Below are 17,893 nucleotides of genomic sequence, written 5' to 3' on the forward strand. Positions count from 1 at the left end.
TTAATCGTAGACACGATTACTACTGCGTCTCTAACTGGGAGCCGTTGGTTAAGGCTGATATCGAGCAACAATGCCGGGTATCAGCCAAGCATAAGCGTTAACGGTTATCGACCAAAAGTTACACCGTGGACTTATACCAAGACAGAATTACTGATGGGTAGGTTTGTCTAGGTTTTTAGAAGCGGTATTTCCTCAAGATGACTTTTAACCTTCGAGGACATGGCGCCTCTCGTGTGTAGGGGCTCTTTTCACGACTATCTTTTCGGTTCTACAACAGATGTAACTCGCGCCCTCCCCGATTCAGGGTTCTAGACGTCTAGGGATGGGTTCTTCCCTAGTTAACTGACCAATCCTATCCTTTACTTCAGGGCTTACTCTCTGCCGGAGGAATCGGTCTTTTGCAGAGACTTTTCAAACGTCATGCGTTGTTCAGCGTTACGTAGAAAATAACCACTAACCATTGCTGAGGCTAATAAACGTCCGAGATTTTCGCGGCTAGTATTAATGGTGACATCAAAGTGGTCTGAAGGAATATTCCCCAACAATCCCACCACATTACGTTCGATGACCTGAAACACATCAGCCGAGGTGGGTTTGGATAAATGGGAAACGATTTCTGGACTCAGGGATTGTACGTACTCCCACAAAAGATTATTGTCTCCATTGCCGTCAAAAAATTCTGGGTCGCGATCAGATTGGTTGTTCACCGTTTACCTCCGAGCAATAGCTCTCTATCTGTAATTTAATTTAACAAGGGACTTTTGATCATCAGGTAGTTGGAACCGAACCTCACCTATTGGGTTGTCCCACAAAACATAAGACATAAGACAAACTAACTGACTGCAATATATTCGCGCATTTCGGCTTGGCGCTTGCGAAGCTTAGACAGGGCTTCCCGTTCAATTTGTCGGACTCGTTCACGGCTGATTTTGAGTTGATCGCCAATCTTGGCGAGTGTCATGGGTTGACCATCGACTAAACCAAAGCGTAGCATTAATACCTCACGTTGCTGCTCGCTCAAATCCGCCATCAGCTTCTCCAGATCGACTTGCATGGCTGAATAGGTGGCAAAATCTTCTGGCGAAGGTCCGCTGTCTTCGAGCAGTTCTCCGAGTTCCGTATCTTGATTATCGCCAACCCGCAGATCTAATGACAGAGGTTGACGCGCTTTCTCCAGGTACTCCCGGACTTGCTTTGGTGTCAGGTCTAATTCTGTCGCCAATTCCGACATAGTGGCTGCACGCCCTAGCTGCTGGGAGAGTTGGCGCTGGGCTTTTTTGATTTTGTTGAGCTTTTCTGTGATGTGGATTGGTAAGCGAATCGTTCGTCCTTTTTCTGCGATCGCACGGGTAATGGCTTGGCGAATCCACCAGTAAGCGTAGGTGGAGAAACGATACCCTTTGGTCGGGTCAAATTTTTCTACACCCCGTTGCATACCAATCGTACCTTCCTGAATCAAGTCCAGCAAGTCTACATTGCGCTTGATATACTTCTTCGCCACGGAAACCACCAGACGTAAATTGGCTTCTACCATTTTGCGCTTAGCGACTTGACCCGCCCTAATGCACCCTTTTAACTCAGTTTCCGATAGGGACGAGGCTTTCGCCCACTCACACAGCGTTGGTTCGTAACCCAATTGTTCAAACAGCGACTCTTTGATTTGCTCTAGGGCATTTAAACGCTGTACTTGTTTTCCATATAATATCTCTTGCTCGTGGGTCAATAGGGGTACACGACCAATTTCTTGGAGGTAAGTCCGGACAAGGTCTGTAGAGGTCTGAGCAGTTTTCATAGCGATCGCTATATCATGAGTGAAGTTCAAGCAACTAAGCTCCTTTTCAGGAGGGTTCACCTCAGGCTTGGGTGAACGCTTCTCTATGAGAGAAATGTTAATTTTTATTTCAATAGCGGGAGAATAGATTGATTAGAAAACTCGAAACTTGGATGAACAGAGTAAGTCAAATTCCCCATCCATAACCCAATTTAGGGCTGGCTATCCGATTTGTTTGTTTTTGCCTCTGCCTATTTCATAAGTTATCTGCCACAATCCAACACTTCGTTAAATATTGTAACATATCTTAATCAAAAACCGTTCATCTAGAACAGGAAGGCAGGGGTGCACCGTTGTAGGGGCGGGTTTTACTGATAACGTTTTGGAGAAAACCTCTAACCTGACTAAACTGGCCCTTGTTAGAGAGCAAGAGCGCAGGTTCTTGATGTGCTATGGCGCTATGGCGAGCGGTTTTCCTGGATTTTTTGTATTATCGGTTATTTATGTCATGACTCAAACCGTCTGGATTGCCCGACACGGAAATCGCCTCGACTTCGTTAACCCGGAGTGGTTTAACACAGCTCAACGTCCTTATGATCCCCCTTTATCGGAAGATGGCGTTGGTCAAGCAAAGGAATTAGGTCAACGGTTACGCGGTGAGACGATTAAGCATATTTTCGCCTCACCGTTTTTGCGAACGGTACAAACAGCGAACCAAATCGCTCAGATTCTGGACTTACCCATTAAGATAGAGGCGGGTTTGAGTGAATGGCTGAATCCGGAATGGATGCAAACAGAGCCAGAACGACTGTCTGTTGAGGAAATGCAAAAGCGCTTTCCCTGTATTGATTCGGGTTATACCTCCCGCGTCATCGCTCACTATCCAGAAACCAACGAGAAGGTGCTAGAACGCACCGCTCAAACAGCACGCCGACTGACCACAGAATTCACAGACGATATCTTATTGGTAGGTCATGGTGCCTCAGTCGTCGGTGCGACCTGGGGATTAGTTGGGGGTCAACCCGAAGTGAACGCGACTTTATGCTGTTTAGTCAAACTCGTGGGTCATGGGGAAAAATGGGTGATGGAACTCAACGGGGATACATCCCACCTCAGTCAAACTGAGAAGGTAATTCGATTTAATTAAAGTTAAGATTCTATGACATTAATACTGGCAGGAGATATCGGCGGGACTAAAACGATTTTGCGACTGGTGGAGGAAAAAGACTCTCAATTGTTGCAGGTTCTCCATGAAACCCGTTATCCTAGCCGTGATTTCCCAGACTTAGTACCTCTCGTCCAGAGGTTTGTATCGGAAGCGGTACAAAAGCTACAGCGGAAACTGACCATCGAAAAAGCCTGTTTTGCGATCGCAGGTCCTGTAGTCAACGATACCTCCAACCTGACCAATTTGGCGTGGGTACTGGACGCCAGACGCTTAGAGGAAGAACTCGCCATCGCCAAAGTCACTCTAATCAATGATTTTGCGGCGGTTGGTTACGGGATTCTCGGTTTAGACTCGGACGATGTATGTACTCTACAATCGGTTACTCCCCAATCCGAGGCGCCAATTGCGCTACTCGGTGCGGGTACAGGTTTAGGACAAGGATTTCTGATTCAGAACCAGGACAGGTATCAGGTTTTTCCCTCTGAGGGCGGACATGCTGATTTTGCCCCCCGCACTGAACTGGAGTTCCAACTTTTACAATATTTACGCGAGAAATACGATATCCAGCGCATTTCCGCCGAACGAGTCGTTTCCGGTCAAGGAATTGTCGCCATTTACCAGTTTTTGAGAGATCGGCAATTTGCCCACGAATCCCCAGATATTGCCCAAGTTGTCAGAACCTGGGAAGGAGAAATGGGACGCAGTGAGAAAACCGTTGATCCGGCGGCGGAGATTTCTAAAGCGGCGTTGCAAAAGAGCGATAGCCTCAGTGAACAGACTTTAAAAATGTTTGTGGAAGCCTATGGTGCTGAAGCGGGGAATCTGGCGATCAAACTCTTACCCTACGGGGGGTTATATATTGCTGGCGGGATTGCGGCTAAGATTTTGCCCTTGATGCAGGATGGTACTTTTGTGCGAACTTTTACTGAAAAAGGTCGGGTTAGTCCCCTGTTGGAAAAGGTTCCAGTTCATATTGTGATGAACTCCCAAGTTGGGCTAATTGGTGCAGCAATATGCGCCTCTCAATTGTAAATCCCTCAAAACGTTTTCGGTTGTTGCGATCGCGGCGAAACCAGAGAAGCAGGAGAAGCCATGTTCCAGACGTGCCATGGCGCGTCTTTGATCAGAGGAGACTTTTGGCACAACAGAGTTAAACTATTGTCAATCCTGAACTTAGGTTGAATAGCACTCAAAAGCGTGCATTTTGGGAGCGCCAAAACCCTTGAGCTACCGTAGGGTGGGCAATGCCCACCAGCATACCAGTCAGTGACATTCAACTTAGGTTAAAATCTAAGCCTGATCAGCAAACAATGTGTTATTAGAGAAAACAGAAGTTTGACGATTAGTGTTTCACCTGAGAAAACAGGATCAGTTTTACTTACAGTAGGTTTTAGGACAGCGACAGAAATAATTATGAATCAGCGCGGTGTAACAATATGGTTCACGGGTCTAAGTGGTGCGGGTAAAACCACGATTACCCAAGCATTAGCCAAAACCTTGCAAGACAAGGAATGTAAGCTAGAAGTTTTAGACGGCGACATCGTTCGCCAGAATCTCACCAAAGGATTGGGCTTTAGCAAAGAAGACCGCGACGAGAACATTCGTCGCATCGGTTTTGTATCCCACCTACTTACCCGCAATGGTGTAGTTGTCTTGGTATCGGCTATCTCGCCCTACCGTGAAATTCGAGAAGAGGTACGCCAAAAAATCGGTGATTTTTTAGAAGTTTACGTCAATGCTCCTCTGGCAACATGTGAAGAACGAGATGTCAAGGGATTATATAAACGCGCCCGCGCTGGAGAAATTATCGGGTTTACCGGAATTGACGATCCTTACGAACCCCCCCTCAACCCAGAAGTGGAATGCCGTACTGATCAGGAGGAGTTATCGGAGAGTGTCGCCAAAGTGCTGCAAAAACTGGAAGAGTTGGGTTATCTACCAAAGCAGCTTGCTGCCGAAAGCGCTTAGAGACTAGTAGAAGAAGGCTCCAAGGCTCCAAGGCAGTAATGGGTATCTGCTTTTTAGTTTACTGCAAGCTTTGTGGACGTGTAACCACAGCCGTCACCCGAAGTAGAGACGCGCCATGGCGCGTCTCTACATAAATGATGTCTCCTAACCGCTATGGCGGTTGCCATATCACATCCTGAGCTTATTTGTTATTTCAGATGAGCGCAAACCATCTTGTAAGCTTGATAAAAAGCTCGCTGGTTGAAGCATTCCAACCGAATGGGATTCGCTGCCCAACTTTTAAAATCAGGAGCTAATCGAATCATCTTTTGCAAAATTCTATCATCGATCCACAAAACGAGTGGAAAAGGAAACTGTTTGCGAAACTCCTCACGCACCAGATTAGTCGCACTCAATACTTGATCAACAGCAACCACCGAATCAAGACCAAAGACGACTAAAGCAGGTGGTGGTGGTTCATCCAATGCTGTGAGGATTGCCGTAAACAGAGTATCTACTGAGGGATGCAACCTCACACCTTGAATAGGAAGTGAAGAGAGTTCTTGCAACTGGTTTAGTACGCATAGCGGTTGGGGTGAAAACTTGCAGCATACCAAAATCAGGGCAAAGTGACCTTGGGACATAACAATCGCTCTGGCAAGCTTTCTCAGAGATTGTCCGTTATTGGCGTTGAAAGCTTGTGCTTCTATATCAGTCATAGGAAGATGCTGACAGTTTGTCCTAATTTGAATGCTTGGATTTTATCTAAATTTTCCGGTGGTATTCTTCTTACTTTTAAATAAAAAAATAATCCCACTTCCTAATTTCTAATAAATTTTAGGGGATGGATGAATGAGTATGAACCGATAGAGAACAACAGGGTATGGGTCTCCTAATCCGTTCAATTGTAATAAAACTTCAAACTTCCATCCAGTTCAGATTCCCTGGGCTAGGGTGGAAGTCTCTAGTACCCCATGGCATGCTGACTAGCTCAATCTCCCCTGCACCTTTCCACCCCCTCCTCTCCCGTCTTGTTGCCCTCAACCGTTCTACTCATCTAACGCCCAGTTTTGTTAACCTAGCCGATGGAGATGGGTTCAGCCGTAATGGGATCTTTATCCTAAAAGCGCCTGGGGCAATCATGAGCATAAGGGGAGAGCAGCTAAGATTCCTGACCTGAAGACAGTATTACTCACAAAATACACTTTAAATGTGAAATTTTTGGGTAAGTATGGAGAGTACCCCAGTCGAAAAATGTTGCAAAACTTAAAATATTGTGCCAATTCACCATGTCACCCACCAAGAACGCCGAAATGTTTGTAGCAAAAAATACAAAAATCTCCCGATCAACATTCCGAATCAGTCAGAGTTTCAAAATTCAAAACGATTCCCTCATTCCTCATCCGATAGCCTTGGGCGACAAGTATCTTTGGCAACCTTTACCTAGCCCAGCCAGTCATTCCTGATCAGTAAGGGGTGCAGCCTCTCAATAGTGATATCTCTAGACTTGCTACTTTATGAAACAATTTGTCAAAACGTTATTTACAGCCTTTGCCAATGGGCTAATTGCGTTTAGCCGTGCTTTTGGGCATCAGGCTTGGTTAATATTTCTATTTATATTTGGCTTGTGCTTAGCCTTATGGCTGCCCACCCTAGCTTATGCTCAAACGCGGATGAGTGATATCCAAGGAAATTGGGCGCAATCGTGCATTGAAAAGCTAGCACAGCAGCAGATTATTCGCGGTTACCCAGATGGTCATTTTAAACCCGATTCTCCCGTCACCCGGGCTGAATTTGCCGCCATGCTGGGTCAAGCATTTCCGGATGCGCCAGAGATACGCACGGGCGGAAAATTTGCCGATGTGCCAACTCAACACTGGGCAAGTCAGGCGATTCGCCAAGCCTATCAAACTGGGTTTTTAGCGGGCTATCCGGGCGGACTATTCCAACCCAATCAACCGATCCCCCGTGTGCAAGCCTTAGTATCCTTAGCCAGTGGATTAAAATATTTTCCCCAGCAACCTGCGATTGAAACCTTGACATCAGCATTTGAGGATGCTAAAGCGATTCCCAATTATTCCCAAGGCGCGATCGCAGCCGCTGTAGAAAACCAGCTTGTAGTCAATTATCCCACCGTACAAACCTTCAAGCCGAACCAAAATGCCAGTCGGGCTGAAATTGCTGCTTTTTTGTGCCAAGCCACTCAAACCGCCGAGTTGCTCCCCTCCCAGTATATTGCCAAAGTCGATACTCAAGTCCCCAATTCGGCTCAAGCTGAGTTACGAGGGGTGTGGCTGACGAATATTGATAGCCAAGTCTTATTTTCTACTCAAGGCATTACCGACGCCATTCAACGCCTAGAGACACTCAACTTCAACACCGTCTATCCTACCGTTTGGAATTGGGGTTATACCCTCTACCCCAGTCAAGTTGCCCAACGGGAAATTGGGCGGGCGGTAAGGCTTGTGACTCCCCTAGATCAATCCCCTGATCCCGATAGGGGTACCCAAGGACGAGATATGCTCAAGGAAATCATCCAGCAAGCCCATCAAAAGGATATCAGGGTGATTCCCTGGTTTGAATTTGGTTTTATGGCACCGGCTGACTCGGAGTTAGCCAAACGTCATCCCGATTGGCTGACGCAAAATCGCCAAGGTGTGAAAATTTGGCAAGAAGGAAGTCACGATCGCGTCTGGCTCAATCCCTTTAACCCTCAAGTGCAGCAGTTTATCCAGGATTTAGTAGTCGAGTTAGTCAACAACTATGACATCGATGGGATTCAATTCGACGATCACTTCGGCTTGCCCTCTGATTTTGGTTATGATCCCTTGACAATTAAGCTTTATCAACAAGAGCATCAAGGTCAATCACCTCCCCGTGATCCCAAAAACCCAGAATGGGTGCGCTGGCGGGCAAACAAAATTACAAACTACTTAACCCAGCTTTGGAAAGCAGTTAAAGCGCAAAAGTCGGATGTGATTATCTCCCTTTCTCCTAATCCTCAACGTTTTTCATATGAATTCTTTCTCGCCGATTGGTATACCTGGGAACGCCGTGGTTTAGTCGAAGAATTAATTGTACAGATTTATCGCGATGACTTTGATCGGTTTATTTCAGAACTCGAACAGCCGGAAGTGCAGGCGGCGCGACGTCATATTCCTGTGGGGATCGGTATTTTAGCGGGTTTAAAAAATAAGCCAATTTCTTTATCGCAAATTCAAAACCAAGTAGAAGCCGTGCGTCAACGGGGATTTGCTGGAGTGTCGTTCTTTTTCTACGAAACCCTGTGGAACAACGCCTCAGAACCCTCACCACAGCGTCAGGCGGCGTTTCAGGCACTCTTTCCTATGCCTGCGCGAGCCCCTGAGATTTCAGCGGATTGGGAAGTCTCTGATTAGATATGGATTCACCCTGGGGAAGTTTTAAGTTTTGAGTGTTGATCCTTTGCTTCGCTAGTCTGGCATGGTTTGTCGGGGCGGGTTTATGTGATGCAAGTGTCAGCTATTGATGGCAACGTTTATTCAAAACCCGCCCTGACCGATGTGTAGGGGCGGGTTTTACTATTATCGTTTCTTGCCTCACAAGGGATGTGACTCGCACCCGCCCTGACAAATGACGAATGACAAATGACCACCCTAACCCGTTCAATCGTGCTAACCTACTTAGTTATTGGGCTCAAGGTTACTGCGTTCTAATTTAACCACGGAACCGGAAGCATCCGTGCGATAGATCCAGCGGCGTTGTCCATTGGCAACAGCTACTTGCCATCCAGATACAGGCATTGGTTTACAAGAGGCTTTTTCCTCAGCCAATCCTAGACAATTATCAGACCAGGTATGGGGTTGCACATCCACTAGGTCGAGTTTAGAAGAAGGCACTCGCGTATGCTGCGATGCATGTTGCAAAACTATATGACCAATCGCCGCAGATAACTGAGAATTTGCCTGAGTAGACTGATTGATCATTCCTTTATTATTGGGTGATAGATAATCCGCACTAAAGGACAAAATCAGAGTAAAGGCAATGGCTTGCAGAATTAGACGGGGTTGGATGACACTGTTTTGAAGGGTTTGTTTTTCTGAGTTAGTTGCTTTAATCGTTTTCATAACAAATCTCGCATAAGGGGGCTTGAGTCGGATAGCGTACCAATCGGTAGATCACAGCACCCCAATGCCGAATTTATCCGGAATCTAGCAGCTTATTCCGGTTGCAGCATTTTTAAATCGATTGCGATGAAATGGTTAACTCAAATAAAGTAGGAAAGATCTTGTTTGATTGGACGCTACCCAAAGGCAACATCTACAGAATTAAGTTAAACGTTGTTCTGTTGGCTTAACTCAATCCTGATAGTTTGTAAGTCTAGTCACTCAGCTTTACAGATACTTGGCTTTCCTACAACTTTAAACAGGGTGAGCTGCTAGGGTATAAGGGTTAACACAAGACCCAATCTATCCTCTTGAGTAAGAGGAGCTGTGGTTGAGCGAGTTATTAGCACGCTCTAGAAAGGCTTAAAGGTCATCCCTCAAGCCGGCGCTGTACCGCTTGTATCGGTCAGCGTGGGGTCGGTGACTCTGGCTGTGTTTACCCTTAGCTGTTCTTTGTATATATTATTTTAACTGATAAAACAATAAATTTCTAGCTGCCAAAGACCCGGATGCTTATACACTAAGCGTTACAAACACTACCCTCGCGATCGCGCCCTGAGCTAATTTCTCTGACAAGCTTTGGCTTTTCCCAGAGGAGCTAATGCCCGATGCTCACCTTCAGCCTTACTGATGCCGACTCCTGCCCTGCTCACGCAACAGATAAGGAACCGGGTAAGTGCTAGACATTAAACAAGTCTAATCGATAAGAATAAATTATGAGTACAACGGACGACGAACGGCAATACGCACCTGCCACCCAACGCAACCGCGAACCGATTCTGGAGATTCTACGGCGCGTGCTGCCTGCAAAAGGTACAGTTTTAGAAGTTGGTAGTGGTACAGGGGAACATGCCATTTTCCTTGCCCCACGTCTAAAGCCACGTCAATGGTTACCTTCTGATCCCAATCCTCAGATGCGTGCCAGTATTGCAGCATGGTCTGTAGGCGAAGCTGCTGATAATCTTTACCCGCCCCTAGATATTGACGTGCAGACACCGGTTTGGTCTGTGGAGAAGGATGCGCCTGTGGATTGGGAAACCTCACCATTAAATGCAATAGTCAGCATTAACCTGATTCACATCGCCCCCTGGTCAGCTTGCTTGGGACTGATAGCCGGGGCGAGTCGCCTGCTTCCTCCAAGGGGCATTCTCTATTTATACGGCCCGTTCAAGCGCAATGGACAGCATACTGCTGCTAGCAATGCTGCTTTTGATGCCTCGTTGCAGGCGTCCAACCCAGACTGGGGCGTGCGTGACCTTGAGCATGTTGTGGCAATAGCCCAAGATCAACATCTAGTCTTGCACCAAATCTACCCGATGCCTGCGAACAATCTTTCAGTAGTTTTTCGTCATTCTTGAGCGGTTTGCGTCGCTTTCTCCAAAATATTGGTGCGAATACATCCGCTATGCCAAGTCCAGTTCGGTTGAGAGTCTAGGGGATTGTATTGCGCCCAAATCTTGCCACTATGGGTTTGGTAAAAGTCTACAATTTCTGCTGTCGCTTCACCGCCCCAAGGTGCTTTTACCGTAATCTGGTCGCCTTTTTGAAACAGTTCGCCTGCTTTGTTTGTCGCTTCTGTAACCGGAGGGGGTGGCGGTTGCTTTTCAATTAATTTGGCGGGGGTAGGTTTGGGTTTAATGACTATATAGGGTCTTTTTTCTGCCGCCGGAGGGCTGGCTGGGGCAGAACTCTGGGTTGACTCGGGTTTTTTTTCTGCCTCTGGGGGGGTGGCTGGGTCAGAACTCTGGGTTGACTCCTCAGTGGGAGGAGGATTAACCTCAGTGGTGTTTTGGGTTGATTCCTCAATTTTTTCTGTGGATTCGGATGTCTCTGACGTTTCAGGAACATTCGGCGTCAGAGATTCGATATTGGTTTTTTTGCGGCTGGATTTTTTTTTGCGAGCCATAGCAGTCTGGTAGTTGTCAGCTTATTAGAACCTGAATTTTCCTGTCGGGGGGGGTGGGGGTATTACCCCTCATCCCATCCTGGACGAGTTGGGTTATGTTTTATATCTGGGGTGCATCTACATTTACCCCATAATACTCAAAGATTCAGGAAATTCTATATATTGATTGATCCTCTCGCTTTCCCACATAGGAAGTCGTGGGAAGCAGAATGAGAGTTATCCTCACTCCAAAACCTCTACGATTCCGGATTGTCCATCAATCCTTACCCGTTGACCATTGCGGAACATCTGAGTCGCGTTATGAATATCCATTACCGCTGGAATTCCATATTCCCGCGCCACGATCGCGCCGTGAGATAGCCGCCCTCCAACCTCAGCAATTAAACCGCCTGCACGCGCTAATAAGGGTGCCCAACCCGAATCAGTATAAGGGACAACCAGAATCGTTTGGCGGTCAATTTCTGGAACTGATTGTAAGTTATCTAAAACTCTAACCCAACCTTCCACTTGTCCAGCACTTGCACCAATTCCCATAAGACGCTGTTGAGCGGGTTCGGATTGGGTTTGCATCAGCAAGGAAACCGCCGGAGGATTGCCATAGAATAGGGGAGGGACACTGACTAATTGACGATGCTCGTCTAAGAGCGATCGCCGATAGTTAATCAATCTTGGAAGTTCCTCTCGCAAAACCCCATCTGTTTCAGCCATTAGACGCTGAATTTCCGCAAATTCTAAGAAGAAAATATCCCCAGCCTCAGATAGTAAACCTGATTCTAACCAATGCTTTTCCAGTTCCACAAAACTCCAACGCAATTGGGCTAAAAATTGCGAATATACTTCAGTCACTTGCCCTTTTAAATTCAAACGCGCCTGTACCACTTCTGCTTTCCATCGCTGACGCTTGGGTGGTTTAGTCGCTGGGGGAGGATCGCATAAAAACTGGGCAAAGAGTTGCCGTATCGGTCGCGGGTCTTCTTTCCAAGTGGGAACGGCAATATCTGTGGCGACATCGCTGAGATAGCCATATTCTGTCAGAAATTGATCGAATTGTTCCAACACACTTTGAGCATCGGGAATTTCTGACAAGGATGTAAATACAGAAGCGTGATTATCACAATTAATTTGTTTTGGGCTTAATAAATGGCGCGTATCATGGGCTAATTGGGCTAGCGATCGCACGCTGGCAATTTCTGGAGTTTGGCTATTATCTAATTCTTTATCCTTTACCTTGAGCAACGCTTGCCGCAGAGACAGACTTAAAGGAGCGAGAATACTATAATAAGTTGCTCGTTGTAATTCCGATAAAATCTGGTTCACTCGTTCCAGAATTTCGGCGTCTGATAATTCAGAAACTGGTTGTTCTTGCAGTTGACTCAAAGCCGGAGCAAAATGGTGTTGATAATCTTGCTCAAAATCCTTATCTAAATTCCATTCTCGACCTAATAGACGAAATAATCCGGGGAGGTTCCGCAGCGTGGATTTCAGGGGCGGTTTAGAAAACTTAGCCCCCCGTGTCAGAAATTCCAAACTTTCTGGCGGTAAACCCATGCGCCGGAAAATATCGCCTAACAATGTAGCATTAAAATAGGCGCGAGCATAATGCAGTGTAGCGGTTTGATTAAACTCCAATCCCTGCGCCCGTTCTTTTAACACGATGGTAAAAATTTCCCCCCAAACGCCACAGGTGAGGGGACGGTTAATTGACCAGGTAAGGGGTCGAATCAGTCCGGGAATTACCTCCGCCGCAATCTTGCGCGTCCAGATGGGTTGTAGATTGGTAATCGGTCGCGCTTGCAGTAGCCATAATTGCTGACCATCATAGGTCCATTCAATATCTTGGGGAATCCCATGGTAGCGGTCTTCCAATTCCCGCGCCAAAATAGCCACCTCTTGGACTAACGCCGAGGGTACATCCCCTTGTCCTTCAATTTCAACCGATGGGTAACGATTATCTCCAGTCTCCTGTTGATCAAGTGGGGCTGGTTTCGTCGAGTTATCGGTTTTGTCCTCAAGGTTATCGGTTAAACCCGCCCCTACAAGCTGGGGTTGCTGGAAAAATACCCGATACTGTTCTGGGGTGACTTGACCCGATACAATGCGGGTGGCATCTCCGGGTAATCCTTCGATGACTACGGTGTCTTGTTGTTGCTGGATGGGGTCACGACTAAATGCGACACCGGAAAAGACGCCCTGAATTTGTTTTTGAATTAAGACAGCCATAGCCGTGTCTGGCAAATCCCGATTACGGCGATACCCTCTGGCGGCGGGGTTATGATAAGAGGCTAAGACTTGGGTAATCGCTTCCTGTAAAGCCGGACGGCTGGTTACCTGTAAAACTGTTTGATATTGTCCGGCGGCTGACGAGAGTTCTGCATCTTCCCCAATAGCAGAAGAACGAACCACAAGGGGTTCTGATTCCGAAACGGGGAGATATTTGACCAAGGGTTCCATATCATCCCCTGGAGGTAAGACCCATCCCTTTGGCACAGCGTAACCCCAACGTTTAAGCTGGGATAAGGTAGCTGCTTTGGCTCCAACCTGTTGCGGCTCAAGCTCGCGCTCAAGAGGAATAATCGCTTTATCGCCTCGGAAAAAATGAAACACGGATTGAGATTCTGATTTAGCTTGTTCGGTGGGAAGGTCTAAGTCATCGGGAATTTTATGATAAATCCAACCGATAATCAGACCCAGCGCGATCGCACTGACAATTCTAGCGAAATCATCGGGGTGCAACAGCGCCAGAATTAGGGGAAATAGAACTAAAACACCGATACGTCCCGTCGTGCGATCGCGGATAATTGTAAAGCCTATACCCCCAATTAAAAATACCAATAACGCCACTCGCCACTCATGCACCACAAATCCCCAGACCACATTTGTGGTTCCAGCACCTTTACCCATCCAGTAGCGTCCCATCACTAGCATAATCAGGGCAATGATTTCCCAGGTGGGTTCCCTAGGAAAGAAATAACGCGCCAGCAAAACAGCCGCAATTCCCTTCAAGGCTTCTGATAATACGGCTAAGATACCCACCCAACGTCCACCGTGGTAGAACGCAGCGGAGACAGATACATTACCCGTACCGACTTGAGAGAGTTGGCGTCTTGTGAGTAGGTAGGTAATCCAGGAAATCAGGGGGAGTCCACCCAGTAGGGGACAAAGAACAAAAATGAGTAAAGCACCCCAAACCTGTGTTAGCGTCATGGGACATTTATTACTAAGATTTCCTTGATTCTACAAGGGAGATGGGGTAGTACCGACGTGACCGTGAAACGTCTCTACTCTCCATGCTTGCACAAAGGTGGCCAGAAACTTTTGCCGAGATGCACTAGACACAATCTTTTCAAACCTGAAAAACGCCAACTCCTTACTCAGCAACCTTTATCCGGATTGGTATATTTTGGTTACCAGACTATTGACAAATGGAACATAATCTTAAATTGCCGCCAATGGTGGTACACCGATCGCGATCGCAACAGGAGATTTATTCAGCTAGCCTGACTTACTTGCTCAAATGACTCAAGGGTAATAGAATACCGAATGTATGTTCTAAGCAAAGGAGCCAAATATGAGTAGTGGAAACAGTTTGGAACCCACTCAATATGCCAAGCATCGATACAATATCACTCAACCCATTGATTTTGATGTGGCAGTAAAGTATGGTGGTGCCCTGATGGCGATCGCCGGAGCCGATGGCGAACTCAGAGAAGCTGAATTCCAGTGGTATGTTGATGAACAAGAGCTTTTGATAGTAGACCCTCAAGAATACATCGAAGCCCTACGTCAATTCGATTGGAAGGGAGCCAATATTGAGGATCTATTAAAGGGGATCAGCTATGATTTCCCTCTAAATTTTCGCCGCTCCATGTTGTACCAAGCGATTAAGATGAGCCGAGCTGATGGTAATTACCATGAAAAAGAAAAAGCGGCTGTGGCTAAAGCAGCAGAGATTTTAGGCATAGAACGCAGTACTGTTGTGACTCTAGAGTCCTTGGCTGAATTGGAAGAATCAACCCAGCGACTGCGGCTTGCCTTATTTGAGACAGACGTTTAATTTAGGTTAACACCTTTATCTAGAGGATTTTGATAGGTTTGTATTATGAGTAAGTCTATCAAAATCCTGTTTTGATATCTGGGAAAAAACTGTGGAGAAAATAGGGAATCAGGATTTCAGGATAATAGTTATCGTTCTTCCAGACAGTCCCCAAGAATATTTAATTGTATGAATAGTCATAGAGATGAAGAAAAAATCATCGAAAACTTTGACTGGAATCAGCTTTCCCTAGAGCGGTTGAAGCTGATTCAATCTAAAATTGGTAAAGCAATTTACATTAAGAAAAAATGCTTGAACTTGACCAATTCTACAGAAAAAATGTCCCAGATTCATGGGTACAAGGCAAGTTTAGCTAAAGTCTTTCCATCTCGTCTACGTAGTTCACTATCTGAATATAAACAGTGTGTTTTCGGAATCAGCCTTGGCAGTAAAAACTTTGTTGATCCTAAGCGCATCGAAGCCTGTATCAAATGGATTAGCGAAAACTTTCCGGCTTGCCTAGTCCTAGTTTGTGATAGTATATACCGACTGACAATCGAGGTGAGACAGGGAGTGAAAGGAGATGAAGCTCGCTTGGAGGCAATTCGCACTGGAGAGCAGTTTATCGATGAAAACAGTTACCTGTTCAACCAATACTCCGGACGTTGTAAGTTCGAGTTCCAAAAGACTTCGCAAATTGAGAATCAATCAGACTTTGAGATGTATTACCAGGAACTCCACTGTCTTTATCAAAAAGACCAATCTTTTCAAAACATGGTCAACTCATTTGCCCAGAAATATCTCAATCGAGGTGAACAGGTGGAAGCGGGGAATAGGCAAGACGATTATAACTCAGAAAAAATGTATCTGGGTACAACCTACCTGCTTGAGGAGTCAGCTTTATTAACTTGTCTCGTTAAACAAGGATGGTCTGTTTTTGTTTATCCCGGATCAATCAAAACCTTTGAAGAAATTGTGGAGGGTTTATACCCAGAAGTCCCTGAACCACTCAAGCAGATGGTCTGGGTTAGCTTGCGCCTCAAACAGTGGACAGCTAAAAGTGGACATGAAACCCAATAATGGCATCATATCATGTCCGGTGGAATACTTACCAGCTCGTTTCGGACATAAATAAAGATAACTGTGTTCATTTTCAGGAACATACAAAATCCTTGCCCTTGAGTGCGATCGGTGCGCCTCTAGTCATTAAATCAATGGACAAAAGTGGATTATGTGGCATAACTATAGCCATCATGCCGATGGATTGGTGTGCAGTATTTGTGGTTAATGATTTGAAGCTTCTGGATAGATGTGGAAATATCAAACTGCCCGGTTTTTCTAACTGTGACTCGACCAACATGAGTACCTGCGTTTTTCCCTTTGGGGACAGCAGCCTTTACCATATCCCCAGTCTGGAAGCCGTAAACCTTTTTCACCCTAGAACGAACAGCTAGCTCACCCTTCTTATTCACTTGAGGGAAACCAAACTTGGTGATATTGCACATCCGTCGATGCCCGTAACCTGTAGCCTTGATTATCAAAGGTTTGACGACTTTGACTATGACCCGGTGGGGTGTTGAACTGCCAACAGCTACCGCATCTCCCCAGTGAGTTTTTTCTAATCCCAGACGAATGCGATTAAACTTGGTTTGTCCACCCGTCCCAGTTTCCACGGGTAGCCCCGTGGCTTTGAGTCGCTCAAACAAAACCCATCGGGTCCTATTAACAGCAGCAGCATCAGCCAATGGTTTTTTGAGTTGAGCAAAAATTCGATTGAGAACATCTGGCTTACCCGCCAAGAATTCTCGAATGTCTTGACTCCCTTTAGCTTGGTTGCACGGGCGACAAGCGATGGCTAGGTTGCTAACCCGGTCACTGCCGCCAAGTGAGCGTGGTTTGACGTGTTCGACTTCTAGTCGAGTGTCGGTTGCACCGCAGTAGACACAACACCGATTGAACTTTTCAAGGAGATACTCGCGAACCTCGTAGCCCGCCAGCTCGCCCTGTTGATACTCTGCGCCAGATACCTCTGAGTTCTGCATCTTTTGTAGATCGAACCTGACTAGCTCCTGGCTAATGCCCATGATCGGACAGACTCGTGATAATCGCCTTACCCAAGTCAATATATTTTGAACTCGACTGTTTAGAGATGGTGGCAACCACCTGAAGGGACGGCGGCGGTTATTGAACCGTGCTTTACGGTATCTAGTTTGGCGATTGCGTCGTGAGCGTCTCACTTGACGGCGGGTGGTAAGCGCATCTCGGATGGCGAACCCCCTATGAGTTAATTCGGCTGCCCATACCACCACATTGCTTTTGAGGACGGCAATTCCTGTGACTTTCGCTCCTGGGTCAATTTTTAATCTGTATTCTGAGACTTGAGAGTCCTTCACCTGTGTGTCAGGCAAAATGATCGTGAATGGAAAGCGACGAAACACTGACGCTGTGCCAGTACGAAGCAACTTTCTGGCGCGTGCTGGGTGAGTAGGAGCGAGCGGTTTTTTATTTTTGTCCAGTACAAACACAAACATAAGTTTTAATCTCGGATTGCTCCGGTAACGTGTTCCTCGACAAAGTTAAAGAGGCTTGTTCGGTCAAAGACACTGGCTTAGCTCAATAAACCTGTTTAATCCTTGACGACAGGGCTACAAACTGGAAAGCATTCGTAGGTGTCTTGACCTCTTTAACGTAGGCTTTTAAGCCTCAGTCATGGCTATCTTGTCCACAGTTGTCCTGTGTTGAGCGGATAGCGTAATGTTACAAAAGTTAATCAGCCTGCCGTTTACTTTTCAGTGTCATCAGTTTAATTAGGGATTGCTGCATTAATGTAGAAGGTATACAATACTTGGGTTTCAAGCATTTTTTTACCGGGGATGGTGCAAGCTTTTGGTACATAAATACTCCTCATCCTTGCATCTGGAGC

General features: G+C 46.3%; 15 protein-coding genes. 7 read left to right on the forward strand and 8 right to left on the reverse strand.

All coding sequences use genetic code 11. The features are described 5' to 3' along the window. Positions 1 to 371 precede the first annotated feature (371 nt). Together RIM23_RS16195 and RIM23_RS16200 are read right to left on the reverse strand one after the other, a co-directional pair. The gene (locus RIM23_RS16195; RefSeq protein WP_446359296.1) at positions 372 to 707 is read right to left on the reverse strand and encodes a DUF760 domain-containing protein; all 336 of its coding nucleotides are present in this window, start codon (positions 705 to 707) and stop codon (positions 372 to 374) included. A gap of 125 nt (positions 708 to 832) precedes the next feature. Continuing rightward, positions 833 to 1,792: an RNA polymerase sigma factor, RpoD/SigA family gene (locus tag RIM23_RS16200; protein ID WP_446359310.1), complete on the reverse strand. Its 960-nt coding sequence runs from the start codon at positions 1,790 to 1,792 to the stop codon at positions 833 to 835. Between the two features lie 487 nt (positions 1,793 to 2,279). Here RIM23_RS16200 and RIM23_RS16205 point away from each other — a divergent pair, with 487 nt between their 5' ends. Further along, the gene (locus RIM23_RS16205; RefSeq protein WP_446368277.1) at positions 2,280 to 2,918 is read left to right on the forward strand and encodes a histidine phosphatase family protein; all 639 of its coding nucleotides are present in this window, start codon (positions 2,280 to 2,282) and stop codon (positions 2,916 to 2,918) included. Positions 2,919 to 2,930: 12 nt separating this feature from the next. Continuing rightward, positions 2,931 to 3,971 carry a glucokinase gene (locus tag RIM23_RS16210; protein ID WP_446368228.1) on the forward strand — a complete coding sequence of 347 codons (1,041 nt, stop codon included), beginning with the start codon at positions 2,931 to 2,933 and terminating at the stop codon, positions 3,969 to 3,971. 5 nt (positions 3,972 to 3,976) lie between these two features. Here RIM23_RS16210 and RIM23_RS16215 read toward each other — a convergent pair whose 3' ends face one another. Then, positions 3,977 to 4,132: a hypothetical protein gene (locus RIM23_RS16215; protein WP_446368229.1), complete on the reverse strand. Its 156-nt coding sequence runs from the start codon at positions 4,130 to 4,132 to the stop codon at positions 3,977 to 3,979. Positions 4,133 to 4,352: 220 nt separating this feature from the next. Here RIM23_RS16215 and cysC point away from each other — a divergent pair, with 220 nt between their 5' ends. Beyond that, positions 4,353 to 4,907 (forward strand): adenylyl-sulfate kinase, encoded by a 555-nt coding sequence (gene cysC / locus RIM23_RS16220; RefSeq protein ID WP_446336355.1) that lies wholly within the window; start codon positions 4,353 to 4,355, stop codon positions 4,905 to 4,907. Positions 4,908 to 5,095: 188 nt separating this feature from the next. On the opposite strand, the gene RIM23_RS16225 is transcribed toward cysC, so the two are convergent. After that, on the reverse strand, positions 5,096 to 5,605 hold the full coding sequence (locus RIM23_RS16225) for a hypothetical protein (protein WP_446368230.1): 510 nt from the start codon (positions 5,603 to 5,605) through the stop codon (positions 5,096 to 5,098). Positions 5,606 to 6,403: 798 nt separating this feature from the next. On the opposite strand from RIM23_RS16225, the gene RIM23_RS16230 reads away from it, so the two are divergent. Then, the gene (locus RIM23_RS16230) at positions 6,404 to 8,284 is read left to right on the forward strand and encodes a glycoside hydrolase family 10 protein (RefSeq protein ID WP_446368231.1); all 1,881 of its coding nucleotides are present in this window, start codon (positions 6,404 to 6,406) and stop codon (positions 8,282 to 8,284) included. Positions 8,285 to 8,548: 264 nt separating this feature from the next. Here the strand turns inward: RIM23_RS16230 and RIM23_RS16235 are convergent, their stop codons facing one another. Next, positions 8,549 to 8,992: a hypothetical protein gene (locus RIM23_RS16235; protein WP_446368232.1), complete on the reverse strand. Its 444-nt coding sequence runs from the start codon at positions 8,990 to 8,992 to the stop codon at positions 8,549 to 8,551. A gap of 755 nt (positions 8,993 to 9,747) precedes the next feature. Between RIM23_RS16235 and RIM23_RS16240 the strand changes: the two genes are divergently transcribed. Further along, positions 9,748 to 10,389: a DUF938 domain-containing protein gene (locus tag RIM23_RS16240; RefSeq protein ID WP_446368233.1), complete on the forward strand. Its 642-nt coding sequence runs from the start codon at positions 9,748 to 9,750 to the stop codon at positions 10,387 to 10,389. On the opposite strand, the gene RIM23_RS16245 is transcribed toward RIM23_RS16240, so the two are convergent. Together RIM23_RS16245 and RIM23_RS16250 are read right to left on the reverse strand one after the other, a co-directional pair. Then, entirely contained in the window at positions 10,380 to 10,937 is a 558-nt protein-coding gene (locus RIM23_RS16245) for a hypothetical protein (protein ID WP_446368234.1), read from the reverse strand. The genes RIM23_RS16240 and RIM23_RS16245 overlap by 10 nt on opposite strands. Before the next feature lie 222 nt (positions 10,938 to 11,159). After that, a complete protein-coding gene (locus RIM23_RS16250; protein ID WP_446368235.1) occupies positions 11,160 to 14,141 on the reverse strand; it encodes a glycerol-3-phosphate acyltransferase in 2,982 nt (993 codons plus the stop codon). A gap of 364 nt (positions 14,142 to 14,505) precedes the next feature. Between RIM23_RS16250 and RIM23_RS16255 the strand changes: the two genes are divergently transcribed. Continuing rightward, on the forward strand, positions 14,506 to 14,991 hold the full coding sequence (locus tag RIM23_RS16255) for a TerB family tellurite resistance protein (protein ID WP_446359284.1): 486 nt from the start codon (positions 14,506 to 14,508) through the stop codon (positions 14,989 to 14,991). 168 nt (positions 14,992 to 15,159) lie between these two features. Then, positions 15,160 to 16,050, forward strand: coding sequence for a tRNA-dependent cyclodipeptide synthase (locus RIM23_RS16260; RefSeq protein WP_446359283.1), 891 nt, complete (start codon positions 15,160 to 15,162; stop codon positions 16,048 to 16,050). 149 nt (positions 16,051 to 16,199) lie between these two features. Here RIM23_RS16260 and iscB read toward each other — a convergent pair whose 3' ends face one another. Next, positions 16,200 to 17,501: an RNA-guided endonuclease IscB gene (gene iscB / locus RIM23_RS16265; RefSeq protein WP_446368236.1), complete on the reverse strand. Its 1,302-nt coding sequence runs from the start codon at positions 17,499 to 17,501 to the stop codon at positions 16,200 to 16,202. Positions 17,502 to 17,893 lie beyond the last annotated feature (392 nt).

Source organism: Coleofasciculus sp. G3-WIS-01 (genome assembly GCF_040223135.1).
In the GTDB taxonomy this organism is placed as follows: Bacteria; Cyanobacteriota; Cyanobacteriia; order Cyanobacteriales; family Coleofasciculaceae; genus Coleofasciculus.